This window comes from Mixta calida (assembly GCF_002953215.1).
Classification (GTDB): Bacteria; Pseudomonadota; Gammaproteobacteria; order Enterobacterales; family Enterobacteriaceae; genus Mixta; species Mixta calida.
Genome location: NZ_CP026378.1, coordinates 4,035,707 through 4,052,190, shown reverse-complemented (window position 1 = coordinate 4,052,190; position 16,484 = coordinate 4,035,707). Strand labels below are relative to the sequence as shown.

The following is a 16,484-nucleotide window of genomic DNA, read 5'->3' as shown; positions in this document are numbered from 1 at the left end:
GCGTTACCCGACTATCGCTCAAACGGTAGAGCAGGAGGTCGGCGGAGATTTTAAGCAGCATAAGAACTATGCCAGACAGTGCCGCAGGCAGCGGTGGATATATTGAACCAGGTGAGGTAAGAGTGAGTAGTAGAATTGACGCGCTGCATCAGCAGCTGGCGCAGCGCATCATGGTGCTGGATGGCGGTATGGGCACCATGATCCAGAGCTATCGTCTGGAAGAGAAAGATTACCGGGGCGAGCGTTTCGCCGACTGGCCCAGCGATCTGAAAGGCAATAATGACCTGCTGGTGTTAACGCAGCCCGATATTATCCGCGCCATACACAGCGCTTATCTTGAGGCGGGCGCCGATATTCTGGAAACTAACACCTTCAACGCCACCACCGTCGCCATGGCGGACTACCATATGGAGTCGCTGTCGGCGGAGATTAACTACGAAGCGGCAAAGCTCGCCCGCGCCTGCGCCGATGAATGGAGCGCAAAAACGCCGCACCGTCCGCGCTATGTCGCAGGCGTGCTGGGGCCAACCAACCGTACCTGTTCCATCTCGCCGGACGTCAACGATCCCGCCTTTCGTAATATCACTTTTAATCAGCTGGTCGCCGCCTATCGGGAATCGACGCGCGCATTGATTGAAGGCGGCTCTGACATCATCATGATCGAAACTATTTTCGACACGTTGAACGCCAAGGCCGCCATTTTTGCTATCCAGAGCGAGTTTGAGGCGCTGGGCGTTACGCTGCCGCTGATGATCTCCGGCACCATTACCGACGCCTCTGGACGCACCCTGTCCGGCCAGACCACCGAAGCTTTCTATAACTCGCTGCGTCATGCCGAGCCGCTCTCTTTTGGGTTGAACTGCGCGCTGGGGCCAGACGAACTGCGCCAGTATGTAGCGGAAATGTCGCGCCTTGCGGAATGCTGCGTCACTGCTCACCCCAACGCAGGCCTGCCTAACGCGTTTGGTGAGTATGATCTCGACGCCGCGGTCATGGCGGAACAGATTGGCGAGTGGGCGCGCGCCGGCTTCCTGAATATCGTCGGCGGTTGCTGCGGCACCACGCCAGCGCATATTGCGGCTATCGCCCAGGCGGTGGAGGGCGTCGCGCCGCGCACGCCTCCTCAATTGCCGGTCGCCTGTCGCCTTTCTGGTCTGGAGCCGTTGAATATCGGCGCCGATTCGCTGTTCGTTAACGTGGGCGAACGCACTAACGTCACCGGTTCCGCTAAGTTTAAGCGACTGATTAAAGAAGAAAAATATAGCGAAGCGCTGGACGTGGCGCGTCAGCAGGTAGAAAGCGGCGCGCAAATCATCGACATCAATATGGATGAAGGGATGCTCGATGCGGAAGCGGCGATGGTGCGTTTCCTTAACCTGATTGCGGGCGAGCCGGATATCGCGCGCGTGCCGATTATGATCGACTCCTCGAAATGGGAAGTGATTGAAAAAGGGCTACAGTGCATTCAGGGCAAAGGCATCGTTAACTCCATCTCAATGAAAGAGGGCGTAGAAGCCTTTATTCATCACGCCCGGCTGGTGCGGCGTTACGGCGCGGCGGTAGTGGTGATGGCCTTTGACGAGGTCGGACAGGCGGATACGCGAGCGCGTAAAATCGAGATCTGCCGCCGCGCTTATAAAATCTTGACGGAAGAGGTCGGTTTCCCGCCGGAAGATATCATTTTTGACCCGAATATCTTCGCCGTGGCGACCGGCATTGATGAACACAACAACTACGCCATGGACTTTATCGGCGCCTGTGAAGACATCAAGCGCGAGCTGCCTCATGCGCTGATCTCCGGCGGCGTCTCTAACGTCTCTTTCTCCTTCCGCGGCAACGATCCGGTGCGTGAAGCGATCCACGCCGTTTTCCTCTATTACGCGATCCGCAACGGCATGGATATGGGCATCGTGAACGCCGGTCAGCTGGCGATTTATGACGATCTGCCCGCCGAGCTGCGCGACGCCGTTGAGGATGTCATCTTAAACCGGCGCGACGACGGCACCGAGCGGCTGCTGGATCTGGCGGAAAAATATCGCGGCAGCAAAGGCGGCGATGAAAGCAACAAGCCGCAGGCGGAGTGGCGTAGCTGGGACGTGGCGAAGCGGCTGGAATATTCACTGGTTAAAGGCATTACCGAATTTATTGAAGAAGATACCGAAGCGGCGCGTCTTGAGGCGGATCGGCCAATCGAGGTGATTGAAGGGCCGCTGATGGCCGGCATGAATGTGGTGGGCGACCTCTTTGGCGAAGGAAAGATGTTTCTGCCGCAGGTGGTGAAATCGGCGCGCGTCATGAAGCAGGCGGTCGCCTGGCTGGAACCCTATATTCAGGCCAGCAAAGCGGTCGGCAGCAGCAATGGTAAAATCGTACTGGCGACGGTAAAAGGCGATGTGCATGACATCGGCAAAAACATCGTCGGCGTGGTGCTCCAGTGCAATAACTACGAAATCATCGATCTTGGCGTCATGGTGCCGACGGAAAAAATCCTGAAAACCGCCCGCGACGAAAATGCGGACATTATTGGTCTGTCCGGGCTGATTACTCCTTCGCTGGATGAAATGGTCAACGTAGCGAAAGAGATGGAGCGTCAGGGATTCACTCTGCCGCTGTTGATCGGCGGCGCCACCACCTCTAAGGCCCATACTGCGGTTAAAATCGAGCAGAACTACAGCGGGCCGACGGTTTATGTGCAGAATGCCTCGCGCACCGTCGGCGTGGTCTCGGCGCTGCTGTCGCCGACGCAGCACGATGATTTTGTGGCGCGCACGCGTAAAGAATATGAAACCGTGCGCATTCAGCATGGCCGCAAAAAGCCGCGCACGCCGCCGATCACGCTACAGGCGGCGCGTGAAAACGATCTGGCGTTCGACTGGGAAAGCTACACGCCGCCGGTCGCACACCGGCTGGGCGTTAGCGAGGTAAAAGCCTCTATTGAAACGCTACGCCACTATATCGACTGGACGCCTTTCTTTATGACCTGGTCGCTGGCAGGCAAATACCCACGTATCCTGGAGGATGAGGTGGTGGGCGAGGAGGCGCAGCGCCTGTTCGCCGACGCCAACGCCATGCTGGATCGGCTGAGCGCCGACGGCAGCCTGACGCCGCGCGGCGTGGTGGGCATTTTCCCCGCCAACCGCGTCGTCGACGACATTGAAATCTATCAGGATGAGTCGCGCTCGCATGTTATCGCCGTCAGCCATCATCTGCGTCAGCAGACGGAAAAGGTGGGCTTCGCCAACTACTGCCTGGCTGACTTCGTGGCGCCGAAGGACAGTGGCAAAGCGGACTATCTCGGCGCGTTCGCCGTCACCGGCGGGCTGGAGGAGGATGCGCTGGCGGAAGCCTGGGATCGTCAGCATGACGATTACAATAAGATCATGGTCAAGGCGCTCGCCGACCGCCTGGCGGAAGCCTTTGCGGAATATCTGCATGAAAGGGTGCGTAAGGTGATCTGGGGCTATGCCGCCAATGAAAACCTCAGTAATGAGGAACTCATTCGCGAAAACTATCAGGGCATTCGTCCGGCGCCCGGCTACCCAGCCTGCCCGGAGCATACGGAAAAGGCCACAATCTGGCAGCTGCTCGACGTAGAGCGCCATACCGGCATGAAGCTGACGGAATCCTTTGCCATGTGGCCCGGCGCATCAGTCTCCGGCTGGTACTTCAGCCATCCCGACAGCCGTTATTTCGCCGTTGCCCAGCTGCAGCGCGATCAGATCGAGGATTACGCACGGCGTAAAGGCATGACGGTCAGCGAAGTGGAACGCTGGCTGGCGCCCCATCTTGGTTATGACGCCGATTAAAGTCTCTGGTTCCTGAGCGCCGGTTCGGCTGCAATGCCGTCCGGCTCCCTCGGCTGCTCATCCCTCTTTTTCCTTTTTTGGCCCGGATTCCGGGCCAACGCTGGCGCTTAACTTTCGCCCGTCTGCCGCGATTGGTCTACATTTAAGACTACCGCTCCCTGTTAACTTGCCTGAAAAATAAGCGAAAACTACGCCTCTGCGGAGCGCGTAAAGGGGCAGCGCATCTTTCATTTGCTGCTCTTTCTCGCCGGGCTGGCGGCAAATGTGGTTAAAGCCCGGCGTGAAGGAGTGCAATTCCGTGTTAACCCTGCTTAATCTGCTTTCCGCCGTCGCGCTGCTGGTGTGGGGTACTCATATTGTCCGCACCGGGATCATGCGCGTTTACGGCGCGGATTTGCGGCGCGTGCTCAGCCGCAGCGTAGAAAAAAAACCGATGGCGTTCATCGCTGGCATCGGCGTTACGGCGCTGGTGCAGAGCAGCAACGCCACCACGCTGCTGGTCACCTCGTTCGTGGCGCAAAACCTGGTCGGGCTGACGCCAGCGCTAGTGATCATTCTCGGCGCCGATGTCGGCACCGCCATTATGGCGCGCGTGTTGACCTTCGATCTCTCCTGGCTGTCGCCGCTGTTTATTTTTTTCGGCGTGGTCTTTTTCCTTGGCCGTAAGCAGACGCGCGCGGGGCAACTGGGAAGGGCGAGCATCGGCCTCGGGCTGATCCTGCTGGCGTTGCAGCTGGTGGTAGAGGCGGCGCGGCCCATTACCGAAGCGTCGGGCGTAAAAGTGATCTTCTCCTCGCTGACCGGCGATATCATGCTGGATGCCTTAATCGGCGCGGTATTTGCCATCATCAGCTACTCCAGCCTGGCGGCGGTATTGCTGACGGCGACCCTGACCGCCACCGGCGTCATCTCTTTTCAGGTGGCGCTCTGTCTGGTGATCGGCGCCAACCTCGGCAGCGGGCTGCTGGCGATGCTGAACAACAGCGGCTCCAATGCCGCAGGCAAACGCGTCGCGCTCGGCAGCCTGTTATTTAAAGCGATCGGCTGCGTGTTGGTGCTGCCTTTCGTACATGTGTTGTCGCCGTGGCTGGATAAGCTGCCGGTCAATGATGAAGAGCTGGTTATTTTCTTCCACGTTTTTTACAACCTGATCCGGTGCGTGGTTATGGTGCCATTTACCGATCCGATGGCGCGTCTGTGCAAGCGGCTGATCCGCGACGATCAGGAAAACGATGCTCGTCTGAAGCCGAAACATCTTGACCGTAGCGCGTTGGATACGCCCGCACTGGCGCTGGCGAATGCGGCGCGTGAAACCTTGCGCATGGGTGATGTGCTGGAGCTCATGATGGATAACTTCAGCAAGGTGATCCATGGCGAGCCGCGTCAGGAGCGAGAGATACAGCGGCTGGATGACGATGTGGATGTGCTCTATACCGCCATTAAGCTCTATCTGGCGCGGATGCCGAAAGAAGATCTGCCGGAGGAAGATTCGCGACGCTGGGCCGAGATTATTGAAACTGCCCTTAATCTGGAACAGGCGGGCGATATTATCGAACGCATGAGCGGCGACGTGGCCGATAAATCGCTGGCCGCGCGGCGGGCTTTTTCGCCGGAAGGGTTGAAAGAGCTCGATCTGCTGCATGAACAGCTGCTGAATAACCTGCGGCTGGCGCTGTCGGTCTTTCTGTCGCGCGATATCGCCAGCGCGAAGCGGCTACGACGCGCCAAACATCGCTTCCGCATTATGAATCGCCGCTTTTCCCATGCGCATGTCGATCGGCTGCATCAAAAGAATGTGCAAAGCATCGAAACCAGCTCGCTGCATTTAGGCCTGCTGGGAGATATGAAGCGGCTTAACTCGCTGTTTTGCGCGGTGGCGTACAGCGTGCTGGAACAGCCTGACGACGAGCGCGATGAGGAGTAAAAGCATGCCAGCCTGCGCGGCTGGCACAGGGTCTTACTGACGTTTGACCGGTTTGCCGGACCAGTAGCCTGCCAGCAGCGAGCCGGAAAGGTTGTGCCAGACGGAAAACAGCGCGCCGGGCAGCGCCGCCAGTGGCGAGAAATAGAGCTTGCCCAGCGTCGCCGCCAGCCCGGAGTTCTGCATCCCGACTTCCAGCGCCAGCGTGCGGCAGGTGGATTCGTCGAAACCGAACAGCTTGCCGCCCCAGTAGCCGCCAAGCAGGCCAATCGCGTTGTGCATCACCACCGCTGCGATCGCCACCAGGCCTACCGAGCCGATAAAGCTCTGGCTACCTGCAACCACGGCGCTGATAATCAGCAGAATGCAGACCATTGAAAAGGCGGGCAGCCAGGGTTCGACGCGCTTCACCAGGCGGTTCAGGGTGTGATGCACCAGCAGGCCGAGCGCGATAGGAATCGCGACGATTTTAACAATGCTCAACAACATGCCCACCACATCCACTTCCACATGCGTATCCACATACAGACGCGTCAGCAGCGGGGTGGCGAACACGCCGACCAGCGCGGAAACTGAAGATATGGTCACTGACAGCGCCACGTCACCTTTCGCCAGATAGATCATGACATTGGAGGCGGTGCCGCTCGCCACGCTGCCCACCAGAATCATGCCGGCAGCGAGATCGGGCGGCATCTGAAACAGCTTCGCCAACAGCCAGGCGGCCAGCGGCATCACCAGGTAGTGCAAAAATGTTCCGGCGATAACCGGCGCCGGGCGCACCAGCACCCGTTTAAAATCATCGATATTCAGCGTGACGCCCATTGCGAACATGATCAGCATCAGCAGCCAGGAGACCCAGGGGCCGATGCCGGTAAAAGTGCCGGGGGTATAGCAGGCCGCCGCGGAGAGCAAAATAGCCCACACGGGGAACAGCCGGGTGATTTTGGCAAGCATAGCCAGACTTCCTTATAAGAATGAGATGTAGGTTTGCCACAGACAAAAATCGCTTTGCGCCCGGAACGAGGGTGCAAAGCGAACGCAAAATCATAGCATTAAGGTCGTCGGGGTAAAGGGGCAGCGAAAGGCTGCCCCGAAAAAGCGAGTTTATGCCTTCTTTTGCAGCAGAAAACGGTAAAGCAGACCGCCCGCCACGCCGCCAGCCAGCGGAATTAACCAGAACAGCCAAAGCTGTTCCAGCGCCCATCCGCCCTGGTAAAGGGCAACGCCGGTACTGCGCGCCGGGTTAACTGAGGTATTGGTCACCGGAATGCTGATTAAGTGAATCAGCGTCAGCGCCAGGCCGATAGCGACGGGCGCAAAGCCTGCACTCGCCTCTTTATCCGTCGCGCCCATAATAACGACAAGGAAAATCGCGGTCAGCACGCCTTCTGCTAACAGGCAGGCGAGTAATGAATAGCCGCCGGGCGAATGCTCGCCGTAGCCGTTGGCGGCAAAACCGTTGATATCGATGTCGAAGCTCGCTTCGCCGCTGGCGATAAGATAAAGCACGCCGCCTGCCGCCAACGCGCCCAGCACCTGCGCAACAATATAGGGTAAGACCTGCGTCAGACCGAAACGGCCGCCAGCCCATAATCCCAGCGTCACGGCCGGGTTAAAATGCCCGCCGGAGATATGCCCTACCGCATACGCCATCGTCAGTACTGACAGACCAAACGCCAGCGCCACGCCGGTAAAACCAATTCCCAGTTCAGGCCAGGCGGCCGCCAGCACAGCGCTGCCGCAGCCGCCCAGCACCAAAACAAATGTCCCTAAAAATTCTGCCAGTAATTTTTGCATCATGATCCCTCATTTTGTTGATATTAAGCGCAGCGAATTATCTTTTTCTGCTGGCAGACTGCAATAATTAATGCCATTTCGCCGCATGTTAGCTGCCCAAATAGCGATATTTGAGACAGGTCTTGCATAGCGGCGAGAAGGGGGAGAGCGACTGTCGGGGAAATGAAAGGGAGTGGGAAACGCCAGCCTGAAGCTGGCGTCAAAAGGACGGCGTCAGTCCTCGAACAGATTATGGTGCAGCGTGCGCACGACCTGTTCCGCATCGTTGCCGGGCACCAGGAAGCAGAGGTTATAACTGCTGGCGCCGTAGCAGATCATGCGCAGGTTAAAAGGTTCCAGCACGCCGAACACCTCTTTGCCGACGCCGCACGCCTGCGACAGCTTGTTGCCGATCAGCGCCACCAGCGCCAGATTTTCCTCCACCTCTACGCGGCACAGCGAGGAAAGCTCCGTCAGCAGCGCCTGGGTCAACAGGCTGTCGCCGCTTGAGGTCGAACCGGTAGTATCCAGCGTCAGCGCTACGCTGACTTCCGACGTGGTGATCAGATCGACAGACATATGATGGCGCGCCAGGATAGCGAACACCTCGGCGAGGAAGCCGCGCGCATGTAGCATATTCAGGCTGTGCAGCGTCAGCAGCGTTTGTCTGCGGCGCAGCGCCAGCGCGCGGAACAGCGGCGGGTTTTGCGTTTTATTGCACACCAGCGTGCCGCCGGCGGCAGGGTCTTTGCTGGATCCGACAAATACCGGAATATCGCTGCGCACGGCGGGCATCAGCGTTGCCGGATGCAGCACTTTAGCGCCGAATGTCGCCATCTCCGCCGCTTCTTCGAAGGTGATTTCGTCGATGCGCTGGGCGGCGGGCACCACGCGCGGATCGGTGGTGTAAATACCCGGCACGTCGGTCCAGATATCGATGCGCTGGGCATGCAGCGCTTCGCCCAGCAGCGCGGCGGTATAGTCGCTGCCGCCGCGGCCCAGCGTAGTGGTGCGTCCTTTGCTTTCGCTGCCGATAAAGCCCTGAGTAATCACCAGCGCATTCTCCAGGCGCGGCTGGAGCTGCTGAGCGCAGAGTTCCGCCAGCGCCGCCACGTCCGGCTCGGCGCGTCCAAAGCGGTCATTGGTGCGCATCACTTTACGCACGTCGAACCACTCGGCGGCCACCTGACGCTCACGCAGAATCTCAACAAACAGCAGGGATGACATCAGTTCGCCGTGGCTGACCAGTTCGTCGGTCAGGGCGGTGGAGGTCGCCAGCGCCGCCGCTTCCGACAGCATGGTGATATTTTCCAGTATGCGGTCGATCTCTTCGCGGATGACGGCGGGCTGCTGGAGCCGATCGATAATGGCGTACTGAATACGGCGAATTTCATCCAGAGAATTGAGTCGCTGCGAAGGCTCCTGGCCTTCCGCCAATGCAACCAGCAGGTTGGTCACGCCTGCCGAGGCGGAAAGCACCACCAGACGCACGTTTGCGTTGGCCAGCACCACGTCGGCGCTGCGGTTCATGGCGGAGAAATCAGCGACGCTGGTGCCGCCGAATTTTGCAACGATCAGATCAGATTGAAACATGGTAATGCCTCGTGTCAGGTTCAATTGTATCAGCCTTGGCACAAGGAAAGAGCAGAAACGGGAGCAGGCGTAGAGAAGAACAGCTACGAGCACCCAGAAGCGCCCCACCTTGCGGCGCGTCCGACTGCCGCACGCGCCTGGTGACAACCCAGAGGATTCAGCCCCTGTAGTCGACAAGCTTTCCGCCGTGGATCGCCCGCCTCGGCGTCGCTCCCCCTGATGTGTTGTCTGCGGATAACGGCTCCTCGAACACACTGCCTGGGCGACGCGCCTCTTCTGGCTTGCGCATTGCTGCGCAACTAACTGTTTACAAATATCGGGTTATTGCCCCGCTGTCAATGCCCGGCGTTTGAAGAATTCTCAGGTTGTACCAGCGCGATCAGCGTACAGGGCAGCGTCGGCGGCTGCGCATCCATAATTTCCAGCCTGTCGTTCTCTTTCAGCGCAAACAGTGGCACCACGCCCTGGTGGGTCGCCAGATAATCCTGCCAGCCGAAGTTCTCCGTTAGCTGCGTGGCTTTGATCACCGCGCCCTGCGCCAGCATCTCGCTAAGCCGCCCCCAGGTTTGCTCGGCGCCGAACAGCGTCTCGTGACGACGGAAGCGTGGACTTTCTATATCGCGGCGCTCGCGCAGCGATGAGCCGGACCGCACCGACGCCACCTTGTCGGCGCCGAAAATATGGCTGAAATGATAAACCGCCAGCGCGTTTTGATGACGGTTCGGCGACAGCGCCAACACCTGCGCGATATCGCTGAGATCGAGGTAGTTCTCCGCATGTTCAGACCAGGCGTTGCCATACCAGGCGGGAATGCCCTCCATGCGCGCCTGACGGTAATACTCCCAGCTGCTGTCGGTCAGCATCACCGGTATATCGAGCCGCTGCAATGCCAGCGCCAGCGCGCGTGCCACGCTGTTAGCGCCGATAATCAGCACGCCGCGCGGACGCTGCTGCTGTACCCGCAGCCAGCGAGCCAGCGGCGCGCTGGTCAGGCTTTGCAATACCACGGTGCCGATAATGATGGCGAAGACCACGGTCACCAGCCGATCGGCCTGCGGATAGCCGCTGCGCGCCAGCGTCAGGGCGAACAGCGAACTCACCGCCGCCGCCACGATGCCGCGCGGCGCAATCCAGCTCAGCAGCAGGCGATCGCGCCAGCGCAGCGTCGAACCCCAGGTGGAGAAAGCGATACAGAGCGGCCGTGCGATAAACTGTACGGCCAGCAACACCGCGACCAGCGGCCAGCCCAGCGCCAGCAGAGCATGAATATCCAGCCGCGCGGCGAGAATAATAAACAGGCCGGAGATCAGCAGCGCCGACAGTTCTTCTTTAAACGCGATGATGTCGCGCAGATCGACGTCGCGCATATTAGCCAGCCAGATGCCCATCACGGTTACCGTCAGCAGGCCCGACTCGTCAGCCAGCGCGTTGGAGACGCCGAAGGTGGTGAGCACAATTGCCAGCACGCCGAAGTTCTGCAGATAGCCCGGCAGCCAGACGCGCTTCAGCGCGACGCCCAGCAGCCAACCCGCCAGCGCGCCGAGACCCAGGCCGACCGCCGTCGTTACGCCCAGCGTCCAGAACAGATGCGATAAAGATTCAGCATGCTGACGCAGCACAATGAATTCAAACACCAGCAGGGTAAAAATAGCGCCCACGGGATCGATGACGATACCTTCCCAGCGCAGCACCTGGTTGATCGCCGCGTTAGGCCGCACCACCCGCATCAACGGCGCGATTACCGTCGGGCCGGTCACCACCGTGACCGCGCCGACCAGCGCCGCCAGCTCCGGCGGGAAGCGCAGCAGCAGCCAGCAGGCGAGGCTAATCACGACAAAGGTGATCAGCATGCCGACGGTGACGAGGTTGCGCACCACGCCGCCGAGGCCGCGAATTTCATCGATGCGCAGCGTCAGAGCGCCTTCAAACAGAATGATCGCCACTGAGAGCGATACCAGCGGAAACAGCAGGTCGCCAAACAGCGCGTCGGGAACCAAAACGTGCGTCATCGGACCCAGTACGATTCCGAAAACCAACAGCGGCAAAATTGCCGGTAGCCGCAGTAACCAGGCGATCCATTGGGCCATCAGTGAACTGAAGCCGATGATCACCAGTAAGAGTGGAGCAGAGAGCGGCATAAAAATTTTTCCTTTCAACGGTAAGAATCGTCATACTGAAATACCTGGCGGCCATCATCGCCGCAGCCTGAATTATAATGAGTCCCGGGCAAAGGGTGAGGAAATCAGTACGCCCTACAATAGTCGTAACCTGTTGCAGGAAAAGGAAAGTGAGTCACGGTCAACAGGTAAGATGACGTCCGGTCAGAATTACGGTTGTTAAAACATAAGAGTGTTGCCATGAAAAATATCAATCCGACGCAAACCGCTGCCTGGCAGGCCCTGCAGCAGCATTACGAACAGATGAAAGAAGTGCGCATTGCAGAGCTGTTTGCTCAGGACAGCGATCGTTTTGCGAAATTCTCCGCCACCTTTGACGACCAGATGCTGGTGGATTTCTCAAAAAACCGTATCACTTCTGAAACCCTGGATAAACTGCAGGCGCTGGCGAAAGAGACCGACCTGGCGGGCGCCATCAAGTCGATGTTCTCCGGCGAGAAAATCAACCGCACGGAAGATCGCGCGGTGCTGCACGTTGCGCTGCGCAACCGCAGCAACACGCCGATTCTGGTGGACGGCAAAGATGTGATGCCGGAAGTCAACGCGGTGCTGGAAAAGATGAAATCCTTCTCCGAACGCATTATCGGCGGCGACTGGAAAGGCTATACCGGTAAAGCAATCACCGACGTGGTCAATATCGGCATCGGCGGCTCCGACCTGGGTCCTTACATGGTCACCGAGGCGCTGCGTCCGTATAAAAACCACCTGAACATGCACTTTGTTTCCAACGTCGACGGTACCCATATCGCCGAAACGCTGAAAAAAGTGAACCCGGAAACCACGCTGTTCCTGGTCGCCTCTAAGACCTTCACCACGCAGGAAACCATGACCAACGCCCACAGCGCGCGTGACTGGTTCCTGAAAACGGCGGGCGACGAGCAGCACGTTGCGAAGCACTTCGCCGCGCTTTCCACCAATGCCAAAGAAGTGGCGAAGTTCGGCATCGATACCGCCAATATGTTTGAATTCTGGGATTGGGTTGGTGGTCGTTACTCGCTGTGGTCGGCGATCGGTCTCTCTATTATCCTTTCCATCGGCTTTGACAACTTCGAGCAGCTGCTGAGCGGCGCGCACGCGATGGACAAGCATTTCGCCGAAACGCCGGCTGAGAAGAACCTGCCGGTGCTGCTGGCGTTGATCGGCATCTGGTACAACAACTTCTTTGGCGCGGAAACCGAAGCGATTCTGCCGTACGATCAGTATATGCACCGTTTCGCCGCTTACTTCCAGCAGGGCAATATGGAGTCCAACGGCAAGTATGTGGATCGTGACGGCAACCCGGTCACTTACCAGACTGGCCCGATCATCTGGGGCGAACCGGGCACCAACGGCCAGCATGCGTTCTATCAGCTGATCCATCAGGGCACTAAGCTGATCCCGTGCGATTTTATCGCGCCGGCCATTACCCACAACCCGCTGGGCGATCACCACGAAAAACTGCTTTCAAACTTCTTCGCGCAGACCGAGGCGCTGGCCTTTGGTAAATCACGCGACGTGGTAGAGAAAGAGTTCACTGACGCGGGTAAAGACGCGAAATCGGTCGAGCATATCGTGCCGTTCAAGGTGTTTGAGGGTAACCGTCCGACCAACTCCATTCTGCTGCGCGAAATCACGCCATACAGCCTGGGCGCGCTGATTGCGCTCTATGAGCACAAGATTTTCACGCAGGGCATTATTCTCAACATCTTTACTTTCGATCAGTGGGGCGTTGAGCTGGGCAAACAGCTGGCGAACCGCATCCTGCCGGAACTGCAAGGCGCAGGCGACGTCAACAGCCACGACAGCTCCACCAATGGACTGATCAACCGTTATAAAGCCTGGCGTTAAGAGAGGCTGCGATTTATTGACCGGGCGCCCATGCGGCGCCCTTTTTTATTCCTGCCTGAAAAAACATCCTGTGGATGTCGTCAGTAACCGGTTTTGGCTCTGCCTGTTAGTCTGGGAATCTACATCTGGCAGGCCAGCTGGAACCTTCTTGTTAGCGCTTTTAGTACGTTCCTCTGAGACGAAATCAAGCCGCTTTCTGTGCAGGATGTTTTTTTATTGCGTCTATACTGTGATCTTTGTCACATTCTGTCATGATGTCCGTACGGCCTGCCTGTGTGCAGGCAGCGCTAAAAGGTCACAACAATGATTAGTGGAAAGTTAATTGCCGCTGTTCTGCAATGGGTATTGAACGTGGGTCTGCTCATTCTGGCGGTTATTTTGATCGTCTTTCTGGGGAAAGAGACAATACATCTGGCGAACGTATTACTGAATACCGGCGAGGCGGCCTCGGCTTATTTGCTGGTGGAAGGCATCGTCATCTGGTTTCTCTATTTTGAATTTATTGCGCTGATCGTGAAGTATTTCCAGTCGGGATACCATTTTCCGCTGCGCTATTTCGTCTATATCGGCATTACGGCGATTATTCGTCTGATTGTCGTCGATCATAAAAACCCGTTCGACACGCTCTGTTATTCCGCCGCCATTCTGATACTGGTGGTGACGCTATGGCTGGCTAACAGCAACCGGCTGAAGCGGGAATAAAAAAGGCGGCCTGATGGCCGCCTAAATATACACGTTATCCTTCAGGACGCCTCTTTGTTGGCTAAGCTCGCTTACCCCGGTGACTTACTTTCGTAAGCGACCGGGATTCACTCGCCGCCTTGATGCAACCTGAAAGGCTTTGTGTATAAACACAGGGAACAACTTAGCAGTGGCAATAACAACAAAGGCAACAATGGCAACAAAAGCGTTAATTAACCCTTCACACTCCCCGCGGTCAGCCCGCTGACCAGCCAGCGCTGCGCCAGCAGGAACACCAGCGTAATCGGCAGCGCCGACAGCACCGCCGCGGCGGCAAAATCGCCCCACAGATAGTTCTGCGGATTCAAATACTGTTGCATCCCTACCGCCAGCGTATAGCTGTTGACGTCGCGCAGCAGTAGCGAAGCGACGGGCACTTCCGTTACGGCAGCGATAAAGGACAAAATAAACACCACGGCGAGAATCGGTACGGAGAGCGGCAACAGAATCAGGCGGAAAGCCTGCCATGGCGTCGCGCCGTCCAGCGCCGCTGCTTCTTCCAGCGAACCGTCAATGGTTTCGAAATAGCCTTTAATCGTCCAGACATGCAGCGCGATGCCGCCCAGATAGGCGAAGATCAATCCGGCATGGGTATTCAGGCCGATAAAAGGAATGTACTGCCCTAAACGATCGAACAGAGCATAAAGCGCCACCAGCGAGAGCACAGCTGGAAACATCTGAAAGATAAGCATTCCTTTCAACAGCGTCGCCTTGCCGCGAAAACGCATACGGGCAAAAGCATAGGCACAGGTCGTTGAAAGCGCAACAATCCCAACGGCGGTGATCGCCGCCACTTTTACCGAGTTCCACAGCCACAGCAGCACCGGGAACGGCGGCGGGGTGACGCTGCCGTTTTCATGAGTAACGGAGAAGCCGAGCGCCAGCTTCCAGTGGTCCCAGGAGATATGCTCCGGCAGCAGGCTGCCGATCGCATAGTTGCCGGGACGCAGCGAGATAGCGAATACCATCAGCAGCGGATACATGATCATCACCAGGAAGCCGAGCAGCAGCAGATGCGTCAGCGCCAGGCGCAGCTTTTGTGATTTCGGTTTTACCATCGCCATAGGTCGCTCCTTACTCAGTTTTAATGCGGGTGAAACGCAGGTTAAACAGCGCCAGCGCGCCGACCAGCAGGAAGATCAGCGTGGCGATGGCGGCCGCCAGGCCGAAATCTTGTCCACCGCCGCCTTCAAAGGCGATGCGCCAGGTATAGCTCACCAGCAAATCGGTATAGCCCGCCGGCGTAGTGGTGCCCAGCCGGTCTGGTCCGCCGTCGGTCAACAGCAGGATCAGCACGAAGTTGTTGAAGTTAAACGCGAAGCTGGCGATCATCAGCGGCGTTAGCGGCTTAATTAACAGCGGCAGAGTAATGCGGAAGAAATTTTGTAGCGGCGTCGCGCCGTCCAGCGCCGAAGCTTCATAAAGATCGTCTGGAATCGCCTTTAACAGCCCCATGCACAAAATCATCATGTAGGGATAGCCAAGCCAGGTATTGACGATAACCAGCATGGTGCGCGCCATCACCGGATCGCTGAACCAGGCGGGCTTAATGCCGAACAGGCTATCCAGCATGATGTTGATTTCGCCGAAGCTTTGGTTAAACAGCCCTTTGAAGATCAGAATCGAGATAAACGCGGGCACGGCGTAGGGCAGGATCAGCAGCAGCCGATAGACCGCGCGGCCTTTCAGCGCCTCCCACTGCATCAGGCAGGCCAGCACCATGCCGACCGCCACGGTCAGCAACACCGTCAGCGCGGCGAATACTACCGTCCAGATAAAAATCGCGACAAACGGTTGCTGAATACCCTGGTCGGTCAGCACGCGCAGGAAGTTTTTCCAGCCGACGGCCACCGTATAGCCGGGACTCAGCTTTTCGCTGCTCCACTGCTGGTTGGCGTCCTTCATCTGCCAGAAGCCGGTCTCGTCGTTAGGGTACCAAACCTCGCCTGTTTGCTTATCTGTCAGAATATCGCCTTCGCCGAGCTGATAGCGCGGCTGAGTGCCTGAGAACTGGCGCAGCGAACTCATCTTCAGCTGCGAGCCGTCCGGCAGACGCGCCTTCAGTTGAGAAAGCGCCTGACGATTTTGCGTAATCACGCGCAGCATGGCGCGCTCGCCGCCAGGCTGCTGCTGCGTTTCAGTAAGAGTAAGTGTTTGCTCACCTTTGGCTGCGAGGGAGAAGGGCGGCGAGATAAACTGCTGGTTATCCGCGCCGTTCAGCAGCAGGCGCCACTGATTATCCGCCGTCGACCAGAGTGAAAACGCGTAGCCTTCGCCGGCCTGGAACTGGCGGTCCAGCAGTACCTGACGCGCACGCTCAAAGGTAAGCTGGTTAGTGCTGCTGTAGTTGGTGAAAGCGATAGCGATGGTGCAGGCCAGCGGGAACAGCACAAACAGCACCATACCGGCCAGCCCCGGCCAGACATAGCGCCACGCCTGAGCGCGGCGGCGGAAAAAGACAATCAGGCCGCTGCTCAGCAGGATCAGCGTGACGATAGCGAACAGGTATTCGCCCTGCGCATACATCAATACCACCAGATAGCCGGTTATTAACACACAGAGGGCAAGAACCAGCCACTTCAGGGCGTCACGCTGCCACCACAATGCGGATTTTGCCATTTTAGGATCCTTCTGCGACAGATG

The 16,484-nt window shown here is 57.9% G+C and carries 10 protein-coding genes and 1 riboswitch; of the genes, 4 read left to right on the top strand and 6 right to left on the bottom strand.

Annotated elements, in window-relative coordinates; all coding sequences use genetic code 11:
* Positions 1–122: 122 nt before the first annotated feature.
* Positions 123–3,806 carry a methionine synthase gene (metH, locus tag C2E16_RS19250; RefSeq protein WP_084970382.1) on the top strand — a complete coding sequence of 1,228 codons (3,684 nt, stop codon included), beginning with the start codon at positions 123–125 and terminating at the stop codon, positions 3,804–3,806.
* 298 nt (positions 3,807–4,104) lie between these two features.
* Positions 4,105–5,730 (top strand): Na/Pi cotransporter family protein, encoded by a 1,626-nt coding sequence (locus tag C2E16_RS19245; RefSeq protein ID WP_038630251.1) that lies wholly within the window; start codon positions 4,105–4,107, stop codon positions 5,728–5,730.
* 33 nt (positions 5,731–5,763) lie between these two features.
* On the opposite strand, the gene panS is transcribed toward C2E16_RS19245, so the two are convergent.
* The 4 genes from panS to C2E16_RS19225 form a co-directional block, all read right to left on the bottom strand.
* Positions 5,764–6,681, bottom strand: a complete 918-nt coding sequence (gene panS, locus C2E16_RS19240; protein ID WP_084970383.1) for a ketopantoate/pantoate/pantothenate transporter PanS — start codon at positions 6,679–6,681, stop codon at positions 5,764–5,766.
* Positions 6,682–6,831: 150 nt separating this feature from the next.
* Positions 6,832–7,527 carry an aquaporin Z gene (aqpZ, locus tag C2E16_RS19235; protein WP_167401681.1) on the bottom strand — a complete coding sequence of 232 codons (696 nt, stop codon included), beginning with the start codon at positions 7,525–7,527 and terminating at the stop codon, positions 6,832–6,834.
* A 210-nt stretch (positions 7,528–7,737) separates the two neighbouring features.
* A complete protein-coding gene (lysC, locus tag C2E16_RS19230; protein WP_038629815.1) occupies positions 7,738–9,096 on the bottom strand; it encodes a lysine-sensitive aspartokinase 3 in 1,359 nt (452 codons plus the stop codon).
* Between the two features lie 89 nt (positions 9,097–9,185).
* Positions 9,186–9,380: riboswitch (Lysine riboswitch) on the bottom strand.
* A 51-nt stretch (positions 9,381–9,431) separates the two neighbouring features.
* On the bottom strand, positions 9,432–11,234 hold the full coding sequence (locus tag C2E16_RS19225; RefSeq protein WP_084970384.1) for a cation:proton antiporter: 1,803 nt from the start codon (positions 11,232–11,234) through the stop codon (positions 9,432–9,434).
* A 219-nt stretch (positions 11,235–11,453) separates the two neighbouring features.
* Here C2E16_RS19225 and pgi point away from each other — a divergent pair, with 219 nt between their 5' ends.
* Together pgi and psiE are read left to right on the top strand one after the other, a co-directional pair.
* Positions 11,454–13,100 (top strand): glucose-6-phosphate isomerase, encoded by a 1,647-nt coding sequence (gene pgi, locus C2E16_RS19220; RefSeq protein WP_038629818.1) that lies wholly within the window; start codon positions 11,454–11,456, stop codon positions 13,098–13,100.
* Between the two features lie 303 nt (positions 13,101–13,403).
* Entirely contained in the window at positions 13,404–13,802 is a 399-nt protein-coding gene (gene psiE / locus C2E16_RS19215; RefSeq protein ID WP_038629819.1) for a phosphate-starvation-inducible protein PsiE, read from the top strand.
* A 212-nt stretch (positions 13,803–14,014) separates the two neighbouring features.
* Here psiE and malG read toward each other — a convergent pair whose 3' ends face one another.
* Complete coding sequence (gene malG, locus C2E16_RS19210; protein WP_038629820.1) at positions 14,015–14,905, bottom strand: maltose ABC transporter permease MalG; 891 nt, start codon at positions 14,903–14,905, stop codon at positions 14,015–14,017.
* A 10-nt stretch (positions 14,906–14,915) separates the two neighbouring features.
* On the bottom strand, positions 14,916–16,460 hold the full coding sequence (gene malF, locus C2E16_RS19205; protein WP_038630252.1) for a maltose ABC transporter permease MalF: 1,545 nt from the start codon (positions 16,458–16,460) through the stop codon (positions 14,916–14,918).
* Positions 16,461–16,484: the final 24 nt, after the last annotated feature.

Coding starts and splice junctions, on each gene's coding strand:
- panS (WP_084970383.1), bottom strand. CDS start 6,681: ATGCTTGCCAAAATCACCCGGCTGTTCCCCGTGTGGGCTATTTTGCTC.
- aqpZ (WP_167401681.1), bottom strand. CDS start 7,527: ATGATGCAAAAATTACTGGCAGAATTTTTAGGGACATTTGTTTTGGTG.
- lysC (WP_038629815.1), bottom strand. CDS start 9,096: ATGTTTCAATCTGATCTGATCGTTGCAAAATTCGGCGGCACCAGCGTC.
- C2E16_RS19225 (WP_084970384.1), bottom strand. CDS start 11,234: ATGCCGCTCTCTGCTCCACTCTTACTGGTGATCATCGGCTTCAGTTCA.
- pgi (WP_038629818.1), top strand. CDS start 11,454: ATGAAAAATATCAATCCGACGCAAACCGCTGCCTGGCAGGCCCTGCAG.
- psiE (WP_038629819.1), top strand. CDS start 13,404: ATGATTAGTGGAAAGTTAATTGCCGCTGTTCTGCAATGGGTATTGAAC.
- malG (WP_038629820.1), bottom strand. CDS start 14,905: ATGGCGATGGTAAAACCGAAATCACAAAAGCTGCGCCTGGCGCTGACG.
- malF (WP_038630252.1), bottom strand. CDS start 16,460: ATGGCAAAATCCGCATTGTGGTGGCAGCGTGACGCCCTGAAGTGGCTG.